Origin of the sequence: Microbacterium sp. ZW T5_45 (genome assembly GCF_044987415.1) — a bacterium.
Taxonomy (GTDB): Bacteria; Actinomycetota; Actinomycetes; order Actinomycetales; family Microbacteriaceae; genus Microbacterium.
Genome location: NZ_JBJDRJ010000004.1, coordinates 123,760 through 140,629, shown reverse-complemented (window position 1 = coordinate 140,629; position 16,870 = coordinate 123,760). Strand labels below are relative to the sequence as shown.

16 protein-coding genes and 1 tRNA gene are annotated in these 16,870 nt (G+C 68.4%); 8 read left to right on the top strand and 9 right to left on the bottom strand.

From position 1 onward, the window contains the following. Positions 1-2: 2 nt before the first annotated feature. Positions 3-797, bottom strand: a complete 795-nt coding sequence (locus ACI3KS_RS03285; RefSeq protein WP_404915167.1) for an ABC transporter ATP-binding protein — start codon at positions 795-797, stop codon at positions 3-5. Further along, positions 794-1,462: a FadR/GntR family transcriptional regulator gene (locus ACI3KS_RS03280; protein WP_404915165.1), complete on the bottom strand. Its 669-nt coding sequence runs from the start codon at positions 1,460-1,462 to the stop codon at positions 794-796. The genes ACI3KS_RS03285 and ACI3KS_RS03280 overlap by 4 nt, the downstream gene beginning before the upstream one ends. A gap of 54 nt (positions 1,463-1,516) precedes the next feature. Here ACI3KS_RS03280 and ACI3KS_RS03275 point away from each other — a divergent pair, with 54 nt between their 5' ends. Further along, positions 1,517-3,277 (top strand): 2-isopropylmalate synthase, encoded by a 1,761-nt coding sequence (locus tag ACI3KS_RS03275; RefSeq protein WP_404915163.1) that lies wholly within the window; start codon positions 1,517-1,519, stop codon positions 3,275-3,277. 11 nt (positions 3,278-3,288) lie between these two features. Here ACI3KS_RS03275 and ACI3KS_RS03270 read toward each other — a convergent pair. From ACI3KS_RS03270 to ACI3KS_RS03255, 4 genes are all read right to left on the bottom strand, one after another. Beyond that, positions 3,289-3,362 (bottom strand) — tRNA-Arg (locus ACI3KS_RS03270). A gap of 37 nt (positions 3,363-3,399) precedes the next feature. Next, the gene (locus ACI3KS_RS03265) at positions 3,400-3,897 is read right to left on the bottom strand and encodes an HNH endonuclease (RefSeq protein ID WP_404915161.1); all 498 of its coding nucleotides are present in this window, start codon (positions 3,895-3,897) and stop codon (positions 3,400-3,402) included. Positions 3,898-4,210: 313 nt separating this feature from the next. After that, positions 4,211-4,966, bottom strand: a complete 756-nt coding sequence (locus ACI3KS_RS03260) for a M23 family metallopeptidase (protein ID WP_404915159.1) — start codon at positions 4,964-4,966, stop codon at positions 4,211-4,213. A gap of 328 nt (positions 4,967-5,294) precedes the next feature. Then, entirely contained in the window at positions 5,295-5,996 is a 702-nt protein-coding gene (locus ACI3KS_RS03255) for a metal-dependent transcriptional regulator (RefSeq protein ID WP_404915157.1), read from the bottom strand. 98 nt (positions 5,997-6,094) lie between these two features. Between ACI3KS_RS03255 and serC the strand changes: the two genes are divergently transcribed. Continuing rightward, positions 6,095-7,207, top strand: coding sequence for a phosphoserine transaminase (gene serC, locus ACI3KS_RS03250; RefSeq protein ID WP_404915155.1), 1,113 nt, complete (start codon positions 6,095-6,097; stop codon positions 7,205-7,207). An 88-nt stretch (positions 7,208-7,295) separates the two neighbouring features. Here serC and ACI3KS_RS03245 read toward each other — a convergent pair whose 3' ends face one another. Together ACI3KS_RS03245 and ACI3KS_RS03240 are read right to left on the bottom strand one after the other, a co-directional pair. Beyond that, the gene (locus ACI3KS_RS03245; RefSeq protein WP_404915154.1) at positions 7,296-8,084 is read right to left on the bottom strand and encodes a DUF3027 domain-containing protein; all 789 of its coding nucleotides are present in this window, start codon (positions 8,082-8,084) and stop codon (positions 7,296-7,298) included. Then, positions 8,068-8,448, bottom strand: a complete 381-nt coding sequence (locus tag ACI3KS_RS03240) for a cold-shock protein (protein ID WP_404915152.1) — start codon at positions 8,446-8,448, stop codon at positions 8,068-8,070. Before ACI3KS_RS03240 ends, ACI3KS_RS03245 begins: the two co-directional genes overlap by 17 nt. Positions 8,449-8,538: 90 nt before the next feature. On the opposite strand from ACI3KS_RS03240, the gene ACI3KS_RS03235 reads away from it, so the two are divergent. The 6 genes from ACI3KS_RS03235 to ACI3KS_RS03210 all read left to right on the top strand — a co-directional run bounded on the left by ACI3KS_RS03235 (position 8,539) and on the right by ACI3KS_RS03210 (position 15,094). Next, positions 8,539-8,808, top strand: a complete 270-nt coding sequence (locus ACI3KS_RS03235; protein ID WP_404915150.1) for a multidrug ABC transporter ATPase — start codon at positions 8,539-8,541, stop codon at positions 8,806-8,808. A 10-nt stretch (positions 8,809-8,818) separates the two neighbouring features. After that, on the top strand, positions 8,819-10,525 hold the full coding sequence (locus ACI3KS_RS03230; RefSeq protein WP_404915148.1) for a helicase-associated domain-containing protein: 1,707 nt from the start codon (positions 8,819-8,821) through the stop codon (positions 10,523-10,525). Positions 10,526-10,551: 26 nt separating this feature from the next. Then, positions 10,552-12,192, top strand: coding sequence for a DNA repair helicase XPB (locus ACI3KS_RS03225; protein WP_404915146.1), 1,641 nt, complete (start codon positions 10,552-10,554; stop codon positions 12,190-12,192). Between the two features lie 57 nt (positions 12,193-12,249). Beyond that, positions 12,250-12,936: a response regulator transcription factor gene (locus ACI3KS_RS03220; RefSeq protein ID WP_404915144.1), complete on the top strand. Its 687-nt coding sequence runs from the start codon at positions 12,250-12,252 to the stop codon at positions 12,934-12,936. A 43-nt stretch (positions 12,937-12,979) separates the two neighbouring features. Then, a complete protein-coding gene (locus ACI3KS_RS03215; protein ID WP_404915142.1) occupies positions 12,980-14,674 on the top strand; it encodes an ATP-binding protein in 1,695 nt (564 codons plus the stop codon). A gap of 117 nt (positions 14,675-14,791) precedes the next feature. Beyond that, complete coding sequence (locus ACI3KS_RS03210) at positions 14,792-15,094, top strand: WXG100 family type VII secretion target (RefSeq protein WP_404915140.1); 303 nt, start codon at positions 14,792-14,794, stop codon at positions 15,092-15,094. A 149-nt stretch (positions 15,095-15,243) separates the two neighbouring features. Here ACI3KS_RS03210 and groL read toward each other — a convergent pair whose 3' ends face one another. Next, on the bottom strand, positions 15,244-16,863 hold the full coding sequence (gene groL, locus ACI3KS_RS03205; protein ID WP_404915138.1) for a chaperonin GroEL: 1,620 nt from the start codon (positions 16,861-16,863) through the stop codon (positions 15,244-15,246). Between the last annotated feature and the right edge of the window lie 7 nt (positions 16,864-16,870).

Sequence of the window (16,870 nt, the reverse complement as noted above, 5' to 3'; positions counted from 1 at the left end):
CCTCACACGGCGAGGCGTCTGCGAGCGCGTGCGCTCCAGCGCCCGCCGTGGTGGGCGACGTCGATCGGATGCCGGAACGCCGCAGAGATGGTCTCCGAGGTCACGACGTCGCCCACGGCACCCGTCGCCAGCACGCGGCCGTCGGCGATCACCATCGCATGCGTCGTGCTCTCGGGGAGTTCCTCGAGGTGGTGCGTCACCAGCACGGAGGCGAGCTCGGGCTCGGTGCGAGAGAGATCGTCGATGGTCTCGAGCAACTGCTCGCGCGCCGCGACATCGAGACCGGTCGTCGGCTCGTCGAGGAGCAGCAGTTCGGGAGCCGGCGCGAGCGCCCTGGCGATCAGCGACCGCCCCCGTTCGCCCTGCGACATCGTCGGCCAGTGCACCTCTGCGCGATCGTCGAGCCCGACCATCGCGATGAGCTCCTGCGCCCTGGCGACCTGTTCGGCGCTCGGCGCCCAGCGCATCATCCGCTCGATCGTTCCGGTGAATCCGGTGAGCACGACGTCGAGCACGGTGAGGTCGGAGCGGAGCGGATGCCGCGGGTTCACGTGGCCGATGTGGCGCCGCAGTTCTTGCAGTTCGACGCGCCCGAGCCGCTTGCCCAGAACGTCGACGCTGCCGCTGGTCGGATGGGTCTGTGCACCGCAGAAGCCGAGGATCGTGCTCTTGCCCGCCCCGTTCGGACCCAGCAGAGCCCAGTGCTCTCCGGCCCGGACCTCGAGATCGATCCCGTGCAGGATCTCGATGCCGTTGCGGCGGAAGGTCACACCGTCGAGTCGCAGGACGCCGGTCATGCGAGCGCCAGCTTGAGGCCGCTCAGGTGGCTGCGACTCTCGGATGCCGCGGCATCGGCATCCCGATCGATCACGGTCTCGGCGAGACGCACGTGCCGCGCGTGGTCATCTGCTCCTCCGTATGCGGCGCGGATGCGCAGCATCTCGATCATCGTCTGACGCAGTCGGGGGGTGAGCCCGTCGAACAGCTCGAGCAGGATCGGGTTGTGGGCGGCCACGAGGATCGACCGGTGGAACGCCGTGTCGGCGTCGACGTGCTCCTCGATGCTCCGGGTCGCGTCACGACGCACGTCGAGCGCCTTGCGTATCGCGCGGACGTCGGAGGCGGTGCGCCTGGAGGCGGCGAGCGATGCTGCCTCGGACTCGATCGCGATGCGCGCCTCGATCACACTGACGATGTCGGCCCGACGCAGCACGGCGTCCCAGTCCTCCGGAACGTCGAGCGCCGTGACGAACACCCCCGCGCCCTGCCGCGTGGTGAGCACGCCCCTCCCCGCGAGTTGACGGATCGCCTCGCGCACGGTGGATCGCCCGACACCCAGCTGCGGAGCCAGCGTGGTCTCGCCGGGGAGCTTCTGCCCCAGCTCCCACTCGCCGGAGCGGACGCGTTCGAGGAGCACTTCCGCCGCCTGATCGGCCAGGGGTATGCGTTGGATGGGGGCCATGCCCTCACTATACAACTTGTCAACTTGTCTGAGGAGTTGCTATCGTCGTCGCCCATGACCTCCTCACCGTTCGCCACCCTGTCGACCCCCGCGGGCCCCGTCCCCTCGCAGGCGCCGAGCTGGAACCGCCAGCGCGCCTCGCAGATGCCGTCGCATCGTTACGCCGCCCCGCATGACCGCGTCGAGGTGCCGCTCACCGAGCGTGCCTGGCCGACTCGCCGCCTCACCGCCGCGCCGCTCTGGGTGCCGGTCGACCTGCGCGACGGCAATCAGGCCCTCGCCGAACCCATGGACCCCGCCCGCAAGCGCCGCTTCTTCGAACTCATGATCGCAATGGGATACAAGGAGATCGAGGTCGGCTACCCCTCGGCCTCGCAGACCGACTTCGACTTCGTCCGGTTGATCGCCGACACCGACCTCGCCCCTGCGGACGTCACGATCGTCGTCTTCACCGCTGCCCGGCGGGACCTCATCGAGCGCACGGTCGCCTCGATCGCCGGCATCCGCAATCCCGTCGTCATCCACGTCTACACCGCGACCGCGCCGACGTGGCGCGACGTCGTGCTGGGCCGGTCCCGCGACGAGCTGAGGGAGCTGATCCTCACGGCCGGCGCCGATGTGCTCGATCTCGCCGGCGACCTGCCCCGCGTGCGCTTCGAGTTCTCCCCCGAGGTGTTCAACCTCACCGAGCCCGACTACGTCCTCGACGTCTGCGATGCCATGACGACGCTGTGGGACGCGACGCCCGAACGTCCGGTCATCCTCAACCTCCCCGCGACGGTGGAGATCGCCACCCCCAACGTCTACGCCGACCAGATCGAGTACATGCACCGCAATCTCGAGCGCCGTGACGGCGTGATCCTGTCGGTGCACCCGCACAATGACCGCGGCACCGGGATCGCGTGCGCCGAGTTGGCGGTGCTGGCCGGAGCACAGCGCGTCGAGGGCTGCATCTTCGGCAACGGCGAACGCACCGGCAACGTCGACATCGCGACGCTGGCCCTGAACCTGCACGCGCAGGGCGTCGATCCCATGATCGACTTCTCGGACATCGACGAGATCCGTCGCACGGTGGAGTACTGCAACGGCATCGAGGTGCACGCCCGGCATCCGTACGTCGGCGACCTCGTGCACACCGCCTTCAGCGGCACGCATCAGGATGCCATCCGCAAGGGATTCGCCGAGCACCGGGCACGCGCCGCCGCCGACGGCGTCGACGAGCGGGACCAGGCCTGGCGGGTGCCGTACCTGCCGATCGACCCCGCCGACATCGGTCGCAGCTACGACGCCGTGATCCGGGTCAACTCCCAGTCAGGCAAGGGCGGCATGGCCTACCTGCTCGAGACCGGCTACGGGATCGAGCTGCCTCGACGGCTGCAGATCGACTTCGCGCGGAAGGTTCAGGAGCGCACGGATGCCGGCGGCGACGAGCTCTCCGCGGCGGATCTGTGGCAGGTGTTCGAAGCCGGCTATCTGACGACGAGTCCTCAGGCGCCGGCGCTCGTCGGCTACCAGGTCGACCAGAGCATCACGGAGCTGACGCTGCGCACCGGCTCGGGTACCGCGACGTTCCGCACCGACGGGCTCGGTCCGGTCGAGGCTCTGACCGCAGCGCTCGCGCAGGCCGGCAGCCGCGTGGAGGTGCTGTCGCTGCACCAGACGAGCGTCGGTGGCGGCACCGACAGCGACGCCCTCACCCTGATCGAGTACCGCACCGCGGGAGCCGGTGAGATCTCGTGGGCGGCTGGGCGCGCTCGTTCGGTCCTGGAGGCGAGCTTCGCCGCCGTGCTGCGGGCCGCCGACGTGGGACGGTGATCAGGATGCGGTGCCCTCGACTGGATTCGAACCAGCGACCTGCCCTTTAGGAGAGGGCTGCTCTATCCTGCTGAGCTACGAAGGCGTGCCACGAGTCTACCGGGATCGGGGGTCGGGAACCGTCACGCGGCGAGAGCGAGATAGGGCTCCCATCGGGGGTCGCTGCGGTCCGTGCCTCGGACGCTCCAGGTGGTCCCGTGCGGCGGACGCGGCGTGACACGGAGCTGCCAGTGCATCTCCTGCGGCGTGCGATTGCTCTTGACGTTGTTGCAGCGCAGGCAGCAGGCCACGAGGTTCTCCCACGAGTCGAGACCCCCGCGCGAGCGCGGCATCACATGATCGATCGTCGACGCGGCCTTTCCGCAGTATCCGCAGCGATGATTGTCGCGCCGCAGCACGCCTCGCCGCGTCACAGGCACTCGTCTCGTCATCGGGACCCGCACGTATCTCGACAGGATGATGACGGCGGGCCGGTCGTAGACTCCGTGGCTGCCCCACACGGGGTCGCCCTCGACCCGCTCGATCACGGTCGCCTTCTCGTTCATGACGAGGACCAGCGCCCTCTTGAAGGACACGATCGCCAGAGGCTCGTAGCCGGCGTTCAGGACCAGTGTGCGCATCTTCATCCTCTCGATCCGCCGGGACGGCTTCCCGGCACTCTCGACTCACACGACATCGTGCGGCGGAAAGTGCGTACCCGGGGATGAGAAAAGGCGCTGCCTACAGACAGCGCCTTCCACACACGGCAGAACCGTGACGTCCCTGCATACGATGCTGGAGAACGAGTCGACCGAGGTCATCCATGGTGCGGATGCCTGGTATTCGTTCCATCAGCCTCTCCCGTCGCTCGACAACGGGATCAGGCTAACCCATCACCGAAGGGATCGGGGCGAAACAGACGATGAACAGCGCGTGTCAGCCGTCCGGGGCGGATCAACCGGCGTTGGCGGAGAGCCAGCCGCCCGGCTCGAGCAGCGTGCCGTTGACCTTGACCTCGAAGTGCAGGTGGTTGGCGGTCGAGCGCCCGGTGCTGCCCACGAACCCGATCAGCTGACCGGCGGAGACGGTCTGCCCCGCCTGCACCTGACGGGTTCCATAGGTCATGTGGCCGTACGTGGTTCCGACCGCTGCGCCTCCCACGACGCCGTCGATGACGACACCGACACCGTAACCGAAGTAGTCCTCCGACGAGACGCGGACGACGCCGGCGGTCGCGGCATAGATCGGGGTCATGGCCGGCGCGACCATGTCGATGCCGTTGTGGCCGTTGCCGAGAGTACGGCTCACGTTGTAGGACCCGATCGGGAGCGGGTACCGGACCTCGCCGGAGCCGGGAGCGGTGAGCGCGTAGTTACCCGTATACGTCGTCGAGGTGGTGCTGGTCGTCGAGTTCTTCGCTGCCGCGGCGGCCGCCGCAGCTGCAGCGGCCGCGCGTGCGGCCGCCTCTTCCTCGGCCTTCTTCTTCGCGATCTCCTCGGGGGTCGTCGCGGAGAAGGACCCGTGCTCGATGGGTGCAGCCGTGGCCTCGGAGGCCACGACGAGCGACTGCGCATCGACCGCAGCGAGCTGCTGGACCGTGGTCGCGGCTTCGTCGATCGGCTTCGATGAGGCGTAGGCGGGAAGCGCGACGGCAGCCACGAGAGCGCCGACCGCCCCGAAGATCGCGATCGATCGGAGAGGCTTGACCACCCGGGCTGCGGAGCGTGGAGCGTCGACGCGGCGGGCTACTGCTCGATCTTCAGTTCTCTTCTCGGGCGATTCGATGTCTGCGACCAAAACGATGTCCTCCTGCGCCTGCACGCTCGGGTAGCGCTGGCTCGTCGGCACTCTGCTTCTCGTGGCACGAATGTAGCTCGGGTACTTTGTGCGTTCCTGCCATGGGGACGACGAGCCTGGAAGGCGATCCCCATGGTTTCATCGTCAGCGGGCTTCTTCGCTGACGACCTGACCGAGGCTACCGGAAGATAACGATCGTGTCACCCCGCAAACCTGACAATCGGCGGGGAGCACGCGCGGATCAGGCGTTCTCGCCGACCAGGAAGATGTGCGATGCGAGCTCGACGGGGAGCTCGAGACCGTCGTCCTTGCCCTCCATCTGGATGAGCACGTAGCCCTCGTTGAAGCGGTAGTCGCCCTTGGCACCCGGCACGACACCCGCGTCGCGGAGCTGCTCGAGGAGCTCGGGGTCGACCTGTGCGGGCTCAGCCAGACGACGCACCGTGCCCTCGATCGGAGCGCCGGCGGCGTTGAGCTTCTGGACGAGACCGATCACGCCCTCATCGAAGGTGCGAGCAGGAGAGTCGCCGAGCTGGTCGAGACCCGGGATCGGGTTGCCGTAGGGCGATTCCGTCGGGTGGCCGAGGAGCTCGACGAGGCGGCGCTCGACCTGCTCGCTCATCACGTGCTCCCACCGGCACGCCTCGTCGTGCACATACGCCCAGTCGAGGCCGATGACGTCGGAGAGAAGGCGCTCGGCCAGCCGGTGCTTGCGCATGACGTCGATCGCCTTGCGGCGACCCGACTCGGTCAGCTCGAGGGTACGGTCCTCGGAGACGATGACGAGTCCGTCGCGCTCCATGCGTCCGACGGTCTGCGAGACCGTCGGACCCGAGTGACCGAGCCGCTCGGAGATGCGCGCGCGCAGCGGAACGATGTTCTCCTCCTCGAGTTCGAGGATGGTGCGGAGGTACATCTCCGTGGTGTCGATCAGGTCGGTCATCTGGCCCTCCGATGGTCTTAGGCAAGCCTACCTTCCCCCGCGGACATCACGGCGTCACGCGGCGAAACCGCTACCGGCCCGCGCCCTAGAATCGAGGAATGGCGATCGAGATTCCCCGTGACCTCCTGCCCGCTGACGGCCGCTTCGGATGCGGCCCCTCGAAGGTGCGCCCTGCGCAGCTCGAGGCGCTGATCGCCTCCGGTGCGAGTCTGCTGGGCACCTCGCACCGTCAGGCTCCGGTGAAGAACCTCGTCGGGAGCGTGCGCGAGCGGCTCGCGAACCTGTTCCGCCTTCCCGAGGGCTACGAGATCATCGTCGGCAACGGAGGGTCCACGGCGTTCTGGGATGCCGCGGCCTTCGGCCTGATCGAGAAGCGCAGCCAGAATCTCGTCTTCGGCGAGTTCGGCGGCAAGTTCGCCGCCGCGGCGGGCGCTCCCTGGTTGGACGCCCCCGATGTGCGCAAGGCCGAGCCCGGTTCGCGCATCGCGGCCGAGATCACCGACGGCGTCGACGTGTACGCGTGGCCGCACAACGAGACGTCGACCGGAGTCGCCGCCCCGATCGAGCGGGTCGCCGCAGACGGCGCACTGACCGTGATCGACGCGACCAGCGCTGCGGGCGGCATCGACTTCGACGTCACGCAGGCCGACGTCTACTACTTCGCTCCGCAGAAGAACCTGGGCTCCGACGGCGGCCTGTGGTTCGCGGCGGTGTCGCCCGCGGCGCTCGAGCGCATCGAGCGCATTGCGGCCTCCGATCGGTACATCCCCGAGTTCCTCAGCCTGAAGAACGCCGTGGACAACTCCCGCCTGAACCAGACGCTGAACACCCCCGCTCTGACGACGCTGCACCTGCTGGACAGCCAGCTCGACTGGATCCTGTCGAACGGTGGTCTCGAGTGGGCCGCCGCGCGCACCGCGGAGTCCTCCGGTGTGCTGTACGACTGGGCGCAGGCATCGAGCGTGGCCACGCCGTTCGTGACCGACGCGGCGCACCGCTCCCCCGTCGTGGTGACGATCGACTTCGACGACGCGATCGATGCGGCAGGGATCGCGAAGACCCTGCGCGCCAACGGCATCGTCGACACCGAGCCGTACCGCAAGCTCGGTCGCAACCAGCTCCGCGTCGCGACCTTCGTCTCGATCGAGCCCGACGACGTACGCCAGTTGACGCGAGCGCTCGACTTCGTGCTCGCCCAGCAGGCTTCCTGAATCCGGCACGAAAGCCTGAGAGACGACGAAACCCCGGTGCCGCGGCACCGGGGTTTCGTCGTCTCAGGTTGCACGCGATCGCGTGCGATCACTCCTCGTCGTCGGAGATGCCGTCCTCGTCGTCGTCGGAGTCCTCAGCGTCATCATCCTCGGAGTCGCGATCCTCATCCGAGTCATCGGACTCGTCATCCGCGTCCGAGTCGTCATCGCCCGACTCGTCATCCGCGTCCGAGTCGTCATCGCCCGACTCGTCATCCGCGTCCGAGTCGTCATCGCCCGACTCGTCATCCGCGGAATCGTCGTCGTCATCCGAGTCGTCGTCCTCGCCATCGCCGGACTCGTCGAGCTCATCGATGTCGACACCGTCCACGTCGCCGGCGTGCAGCACGCGCGACTCCTCGATGTCGTCGTCGTCGAGTTCATCGTCGTCGAGATCTTCATCCTCGAGTTCGTCGTCATCGAGTTCGTCGTCATCCGCCTCGTCGATGTCCGACCCCTCGGCATCAGCGGCGTCGCCCGCGGCGGAGGCGATGGCCGCCGCCTGCTCCGCCAGCTCCACCTGGTGCGCCCGGTACTCGGCGAGACGCTCGGCCCACGGCACCCATTCGGGCGCGAGCAGCGCGCCATCGCTGGGGAGCAGCTCGACCTCGAGGACCGTCGGTTCCTCGTCGTCGACACGGGCGACCGTCACCGTCCAGTACCACCCGGGGTAACCCGGAAGGCGGTTCTCGAACCGCAGCGACACCGAGCCGTCCTCCTCGAGGAGGTAACCCGCGGCCGGGCCGATCGTGGACGAAGGGGTGATCTCGCGCAGTGCGGCCAGCGCGAGATCGTGAGCACCGATCAGGCGCTCGTCGGCATCAGGCGTCGAGGTCATCGGCGACCTTGCGAAGGACAGCGGCGATCTTGCGACCGTGGCTCGACGAGGGGTAGCGGCCGCGACGCAGGTCACCACCGATGCCGTCGAGGAGCTTCACGAGATCCTCGACGATGATCGCCATGTCATCGGCGGGCTTGCGCTTCGCCTTGGCGAGGCTCGGCGGCGCCTCGAGCACGCGAACAGAGAGCGCCTGCAGTCCGCGCTTGCCGTCAGCGACGCCGAACTCGAGACGCGACCCCGCCTTCACGACGGTGCCCGCGGGCATCGCGGACGCGTGCAGGAAGACGTCCTGGCCGTCATCGCTGGCGATGAAGCCGAAGCCCTTGTCCTCGTCGTAGAACCTGACCTTGCCGGTGGGCATGGGAAAACCTCGCTGAGTCGTACGGAAGAGGCCGCACCCGTGTGCGACCCCCTCCAGCCTACCGGTCGGGCACGCGGTAGGCTGAGTGGGATGAGCGCGCAGAACTCCGAACCCGAGATCCGTCGCCTGGATCGCATCCTGGCGTTCACGGCGCTCGGCCTGGCCGCCGCCTCGATCGTCTGCTTCTTCGCGATCATCATCGGCACCGCGGTCGGCATGACGAAGGACGACTTCGTCGACGGCGCGTGGCCGTTCATCGCCGGCATCCCGTACTGGGGACTCCCCGCCGCGTTCGCCATGATCGTCGCCCTGCTGATCATGAGCTTCGTCAGGAAGGGCCGCGCGGCTTCTCGCCAGTGAGGCATCCGTCATGAGCACGCACGCGCGACCGCTGGCCGATTGGCTGGCCGCGGCGAGCGATGCAGAGCTCGACGCGCTGTTCGGCGCGCGAGGTGTGCGAGCGGATGTCGGGTGGCAGGACTTCTTCGATGCGGCGGAGTCCCTCCTCGAAGCGGCATCGCTCTCACGGGTGCTCCCGACACTGACCCGCGACGAAGCATCGGCCCTGGCTCGTGCGGCACAGGGAGGCGATCCGGGCGCGCTCCGAGAGCCGCTGATCGGCCTCGGGCTGCTGCGCCCGGACGGTCAACTCCCGGAACCCGTCGCTGCGGCGGTGCGCGAGCGCCCTGCCGTCGACGTCGCGCAGCCAGGCCGTCCGAACGACGCGGACGAGGCGTCCACGGCACGCGCCGCCGAACACGCCTTCACGACGGTCGGCATGATCGCCGACCTCATACTCGCGACGAAGGACCGGCCTCGTGCGTTGATCGCCGACGGATCGCTGAGCGCAGTGGAGCGCAAGGACCTCGCCGAGCACGGAGTGCCTGCGGATGCCGTCGATTCCCTGGTCGATCTCGCCGCACTCGCCGGACTGCTCACTCCCGTCGGACGCCAGCTGTACGCGACCACGTCTGCCGACGGATGGCTCCGGTCGTCGGTCGCCGAACGCTGGGAAGCCCTTGTGGAGGGATTCCGCGCGGGACTTCCCCGTGGCATCCGGACCGACGCGGGCGGATGGACGGATTCCTCCCTGTGGCGGGGCGCGTACCCGTGGGATCCCGATTGGTCCGAGCGGAGCGCCGGGCTCGAAGCGAAGGCACGCCTGCTGGGACTGCGCGCCGACGACGGCTCCGAACCCGAATGGGCGCACGCCGTTCGAGAGGGCGGTCGGATCGGTCCAGAGGCGCTGATCGCGCATCTCCCCGCCGAGGTCGACCGGCTGTTCCTGCAGAACGATCTGACGGCGATCGCTCCCGGACCCCTCGCATCCGCCGTCGACGTGCGTCTGCGCACCGTCGCGGAGCGCGAGTCGGCCGCGCAGGCCTCGACCTACCGCTTCACCCCGGAGTCGGTCGCGAAGGCCTTCGCGATCGGCGAGACGGTGGCGTCGCTCTCGGAGTTCCTCGAGAGCATCTCGCTGACGGGTGTCCCGCAACCGCTGAGCTACCTGATCGAGCAGACGGGAGCGAGGCACGGTATGGTCCGGGTCCTCACGGACGCAGAGCCCGGCAGGACGCGCATCGAGAGCTCCGACCCCGCACTTCTCCAGATGATGGCAGTCGATCAGACCCTGCGTCCGCTCGGACTGTCGGTCCGCGACGGGCACCTCACGACGAACGCCGCTCGGGATGCGGCGTACTGGGCGCTGACCGACGCCCGTTACCCGGCTTCGCTCGTCGATGCCGACGGCCGGATCGCGAGTGGTGGTCGGCACCCCGCCGTCGCCCCTCCGCGCGTCGAGCCCGCGGACTACTCCGCACTCGTCTCCCGGCTGCGCGAGGGCAGCGCGGGAGCGGATGCCGACGCGGCCTGGCTCGGTCGCGAACTCGAGGCCGCGGTGCGCGCGAAGGCCGTGCTCCGTGTCGCCGTGGGGATGCCCGACGGCTCGACCCGCGAGCTGCTCCTCGAGGTCACCGGCCTCGGAGGCGGGCGGCTGCGCGGTCGCGATCGCGCAGCCGATGTCGAGCGCACCCTGCCCGTCTCGAGCATCCGTTCGGCGGCCATCGAGCCCTCGTGACACACGCGGCCGTAGACTGTTCTGCTATGTCTGATGGCCCTCTGATCGTCCAGAGCGATCGCACCGTGCTGCTGGAGGTCGCCCACGCTGATGCCGAGAGCGCCCGCCATGAACTCGCGATCTTCGCAGAGCTGGAGCGCGCACCCGAACACATCCACACCTACCGGATCACCCGTCTGGGCCTGTGGAACGCCCGCGCGGCGGGGCACACGGCCGACGACATGCTCGCCACCCTCGACCGCTGGTCGCGCTTTCCGGTCCCGCCCTCGGTCGCCGTCGATCTCAGGGAGACCGTCGAGCGGTATGGACGCCTCGTGATCGAGCGCGATGCGGAAGGCACGCTCATCCTGCGCTCGTCCGACCCGGCCGTGCTCGCCCAGGTCGCCGGCAACAAGCGCATCCAGCCGCTGCTGATCGGCCATCCCTCCCCGGACACCTATGTCGTCGACGCCTGGGCGCGCGGACAGATCAAGCAGGAGCTGTTGAAGATCGGCTGGCCCGCCGAGGACGTCGCCGGCTACACCCCGGGGACACCGCACGAGATCGCTCTGGAGCAGGACGGCTGGAGCATCCGGCCGTACCAGCAGGAGGCCGTCGACGCGTTCGCCGAGGACGGCTCGGGGGTCGTCGTGCTGCCGTGCGGCGCGGGGAAGACGATCGTCGGCGCCGGGGCGATGGCGGCCACGAAGACGACGACCCTCATCCTCGTGACCAACACCGTCTCGGCGCGGCAGTGGCGCGATGAACTCCTCCGCCGTACCACGCTGACGCCGGAGGAGATCGGCGAGTATTCGGGGCAGAGCAAGGAAGTGAGGCCCGTCACGATCGCGACATACCAGATCCTCACCGCCAAGAGGAAAGGCCAGTACGCGCACCTCGCGCTGCTGGATGCTCTGGACTGGGGTCTGATCGTCTACGACGAGGTGCACCTGCTGCCGGCGCCGGTCTTCAAGCTCACCGCAGACCTGCAGGCCAGGCGGCGCATCGGCCTCACGGCGACGCTGGTGCGGGAGGACGGGCGCGAGGGCGACGTGTTCAGCCTGATCGGCCCGAAGCGGTTCGATGCCCCGTGGAAGCAGATCGAGGCGCAGGGATACATCTCCCCCGCCGCCTGCTTCGAGGTGCGGGTCGACCTGCCCGCAGGCGACCGCCTCGAGTACGCCGCCGCGAGCGACGACGAGCGCTATCGCCTGGCGGCCTCGGCGCCCGCCAAGGTGCGGGCCGTCCGCGAGCTGATCGCGAAGCATCCGGACGAGCAGATCCTCGTGATCGGCCAGTACCTCGACCAGCTGGAGGTGCTCTCGGAAGCTCTGGACGCCCCGCAGATCACTGGGGCGACACCGATCGACGAACGCGAGGAACTGTACCGCCGGTTCCGTGAGGGCGAGATCCCGTTGCTCGTCGTCTCGAAGGTGGCCAACTTCTCGGTGGACCTTCCCGACGCCTCGGTGGCGATCCAGGTCTCCGGGTCGTTCGGCTCCCGTCAAGAGGAGGCGCAGCGGCTCGGACGGCTGCTGCGCCCGACGGCATCCGGCCGCACGGCCAGCTTCTACACGCTCGTCGCCCGCGACACGATCGATCAGGACTACGCGCAGAACCGGCAGCGGTTCCTCGCGGAGCAGGGGTACAGCTACACGATCCTCGACGCGGACGCACTCGCTGCCTGATCCGGCGCTCCGGCGGATAATCAGCCAGGACATCGGCGGAGTCACCATAATGGGGTCATGACTGACGCGCGCATCCTGGTCGTCGACGACGAGCCGAACATCCGCGACCTGCTCTCCACGGGTCTGAGCTTCGCCGGGTTCCAGGTGAAGACGGTGGCCAACGGCGCCGCCACCATCTCCGCCGTGCTCGAGGAGGAGCCCGACCTCATCATCCTCGACGTGATGCTGCCCGACATGAACGGGTTCAGCGTCACGAAGCGGCTCCGCGGTGCCGGGTTCACCGCTCCGATCCTCTTCCTCACCGCGAAGGACGGCACGGAGGACAAGATCGAGGGCCTCAACGCCGGCGGCGACGACTACGTCACCAAGCCGTTCAGCCTCGACGAGATCGTCGCACGCGCACAGGCCATCCTCCGCCGCACGATGCAGGCGGACGAGGAGTCGGTGATCCGCGCCGGCGAGCTGTCGATGGACCAGGACACGCACGACGTGCAGGTCGGATCCGAGTCGATCGAGCTCAGCCCGACCGAGTTCAAGCTGCTGCGCTACCTGATGCTCAACCCGAACCGCGTGCTGTCGAAGGCGCAGATCCTCGACCACGTCTGGGAGTACGACTTCAACGGCGACGCCGGCATCGTGGAGAGCTACATCTCGTACCTGCGCCGCAAGATCGATCCGCACACCGAGGAATCGGTCATCCAGACCAAGCGCGGCTTCGGGTACATGCTCAAGGTCGGCAAGTAACCACGCAGCCACCGCTGCACCCGTCGCCACCAGGGAGGACCGCATGGCGCACAAGCAGGATGCGGTCACCCGCTGGTGGCGGGCGATCAGCCTGCGCGCGAAGGTCACCGGCGTCACCGTCGCGGTCCTCGCGCTGGGGCTGCTGGTCGCCGGGATCGGCACGGTGCCGATCCTGCGCACCACGCTGATCCAGAACATCGAGTCGCAGCTCCCGGCGCTGGCGTCGGCCGACCTCATCGGCCGCTATTTCACCGTCGAGCAGGTCGATGGCGATGCCACGTTCACGCAGAAGGACACGCCGCGCGACCTCTTCCTCGCGGTCTACGACGTCGACGGCGTGCTGCGGGCGACGACCGGCGGCAGCAGCACCACCAGCGGCTCGCCCCTGTTCCCCTCCAGTTACTCCGTGCAGGACGCCCTCGACAACGAGGGCTCGGTGTTCTCGCTCTCGGGCACGAAGGGCATGGAGTTCAAGGCCTCGGTCGCCACGACGACCGGCGAGGGCGGTGCCGTGCTCGTACAGCTGGTCGCCCAGCCGCTCGGTGCCGTCGACCGGATCATCAGCCAGTTCTTCGGGATCTACATCACCGTGGCTCTGATCACGATCGTGATCGCCGCTCTGCTGATGCGCGGGCTCGTCACGCTGACGTTCCGACGGCTCAGTCAGGTGGAGTCGACCGCGATGTCGATCGCCGCCGGCAACTTCAGTCAGCGCCTCACGGATCTCGAGCCGACGACCGAGGTGGGCCGGCTCAACGCCGCGATCAACGCGATGCTGGACCGTGCGGATCACTCGCTCGCCCAGCGCGATCGCACCGTGCGGCACATGCGTCGGTTCATCGGCGATGCCAGCCACGAGCTGCGGACTCCGCTGGTGAGCGTCCGCGGCTACGCCGAGCTGTATCGAATGGGCGCGATCAAGGGCGAAGAGGACACCGCCAGAGCGATGGAGCGCATCGAGAAGGAGGCCATCCGGATGGGCGTCCTGGTCGAGGATCTGCTGGCCCTCGCCCGCCTCGACGAAGAGCGCGAACTCGAGATCGATCCTCTGGATCTGCGTCCGATCGCCCGCGACGCCGCACTCGACGTGCGTGCGGCGGCCCCCGGACGCACGATCACGGTCGTCGACCTGACCGTGGATGCTGCGGCACCGGCCCCCGCACCCGTGTCGGCTCCGGAGCAGGCGGTTCCGGATGCGGCGGCACCGGCCCCGCGCGGACGTACCGCGCTGTCGCGTCTACGGCGCCGTGCGCGTACGACGGAGCCCGTGCCGGCGATCGACTTCACCGAGGTCCGCGACGTGCCGGTCCGCACTCCCCCCATTGTGCTCGGCGAGGAGAACAAGGTGCGTCAGGTCGTGACCAACCTGCTCGGCAACGCCCGCCGCTTCTCGCCCGAGGACAGTCCGATCGAGATCGTGGTGGATGCAGACCGGGTGCGAGGCCGGGGTTCGATCGCGATCGTCGACCATGGAGAGGGCATCCCGCCGCAGATCCGCGAGCAGATCTTCGAGCGCTTCTGGCGTGCGGACACGTCCCGGGCGCGCGAGACCGGAGGCTCCGGTCTCGGTCTTGCCATCGTGGCGTCCATCGTGAAGGCCCTGAACGGCAGTGTCGCGGTGTCCGAGACGCCGGGTGGCGGTGCCACCTTCACGGTTCACCTGCCGCTGGCACCCGCGCGGGCCACTCCCGCTCATCTGCTCGAGGATACGCAACCGATCGAGCCTCTCGACCTCTGATTCGTGCACAGACGCGCACTCGTGCGGGTTCTCCCCCTGAAGCGCCAGTCGCGGGCGGATGGCGGATGCCGCGCGCACCGCTCGCCTAGCGTCGGAACCCCAACGAGAGGAGTTCCCATGTCCGTCTTCACCGTCGACACCGAGGCCGTTCACGCTGCCGAGGGTTCTGCGCGCGCCACCATGGAACGTCTGCAGACCGAGTCGACGACCCTGATGGCACAGCTCACGCAGCTGCAGTCGTCGTGGGTCGGCACCGCGTCGAACGCGTTCCAGGGCTGCGCCGAGCAATGGCGTGGTGCACAGCTGCACGTCGAGCAGGTGCTCGAGTCGATCAGCACGGCACTGGGAGGAGCCGCCGTGCAGTACGCGGATGCCGACCAGTACTCGGCGACGCTGTTCCGCTGCGACTTCGGTCGCTGATCGCGAACCACGTCCGACGCAGCGCTCCGCATCAGAAACCCGCCCGGACACGCAGAAACGCCCCGACCGGAGTCAGGGCGTTTCTGTCGTTCAGCGAACCGAGTGGATTCTCTGATCCTGTCGACGGGACGGAGCCCGTCGTGGGTGGATCAGAAGTCCATGCCACCCGTCGGGTCGCCGGCCGGAGCCGCGACCTTCTCGGGCTTGTCGGCGACGACGACCTCGGTGGTGAGGAACAGCGCGGCGATCGAAGCCGCGTTCTGCAGAGCGGAACGGGTGACCTTGGCCGGGTCGATGATACCGTCCTTGAGCAGGTCGACGTACTCACCGGTGGCAGCGTTCAGACCCTGGCCGGCGGGCAGCTCGGCGACCTTGTTCGCGACGACGCCGGGCTCGAGACCGGCGTTCAGCGCGATCTGCTTGAGGGGAGCCTCGATCGCGACGCGGACGATGTTCGCGCCGGTCGCCTCGTCACCCGTCAGGGACAGGCCGTTCAGAGCCTTGGTGCCCGACTGGATCAGCGCGACGCCACCACCGGGGACGATGCCCTCCTCGACGGCAGCCTTCGCGTTGCGGACGGCGTCCTCGATGCGGTGCTTGCGCTCCTTGAGCTCGACCTCGGTGGCCGCGCCCGCCTTGATGACGGCGACGCCGCCGGCGAGCTTCGCGAGGCGCTCCTGAAGCTTCTCGCGGTCGTAGTCGCTGTCGGTGTTGTCGATCTCACGACGGATCTGTGTGACGCGACCCTCGATCTGCTCGGCCTCGCCAGCGCCCTCGACGATCGTGGTCTCGTCCTTGGTGACGATGACCTTGCGCGCACGGCCGAGGAGGTCGAGCGTGGTGTTCTCGAGCTTGAGGCCCACCTCTTCGGTGATCACCTGGCCGCCCGTGAGGATCGCGATGTCCTGCAGCTGGGCCTTACGACGGTCGCCGAAGCCGGGAGCCTTGACGGCGACCGACTTGAAGATGCCGCGGATCTTGTTGAGCACGAGAGTCGCGAGAGCCTCGCCCTCGACGTCCTCGGCGATGATGACGAGCTCCTTGCCGTCCTGGATCACCTTGTCGACGACCGGCAGCAGGTCCTTGATGTTGCCGATCTTCTGGTTGGCGATGAGGATGTACGGGTCCTCGAAGACAGCCTCCTGGCGCTCCGGGTCCGTGACGAAGTAGGGGTTCAGGTAGCCCTTGTCGAAGCGCATGCCCTCGGTGAGCTCGAGCTCGGTGCCGAAGGTCTGCGACTCCTCGACGGTGACGACACCCTCCTTGCCGACCTTGTCGATCGCCTCGGCGATGAGCTCGCCGATCGCGGGGTCCGCGGCGGAGATGGATGCGGTGGCCGCGATCTCTTCCTTCGACTCGATCTCCTTGGCGCTGGCGAGCAGCTCCTCGGTGATCGCCGCGACGGCCTTCTCGATGCCGCGCTTGAGGGAGATGGGGTCGGCGCCGGCTGCGACGTTGCGCAGACCCTCGCGGACCAGGGCCTGGGCGAGGACCGTGGCGGTGGTGGTTCCGTCACCGGCGACGTCGTCGGTCTTCTTGGCGACCTCCTTGACGAGCTCCGCGCCGATCTTCTCGTACGGGTCGTCCAGCTCGATCTCCTTGGCGATGGAGACACCGTCGTTCGTGATCGTGGGGGCGCCCCACTTCTTCTCGAGCACGACGTTGCGACCACGCGGGCCGAGGGTCACCTTGACGGCGTCGGCGAGGATGTTGAGGCCGCGCTCGAGGCCGCGGCGGGCCTCCTCATCGAAAGCGATGATCTTTGCCATGAGTTTT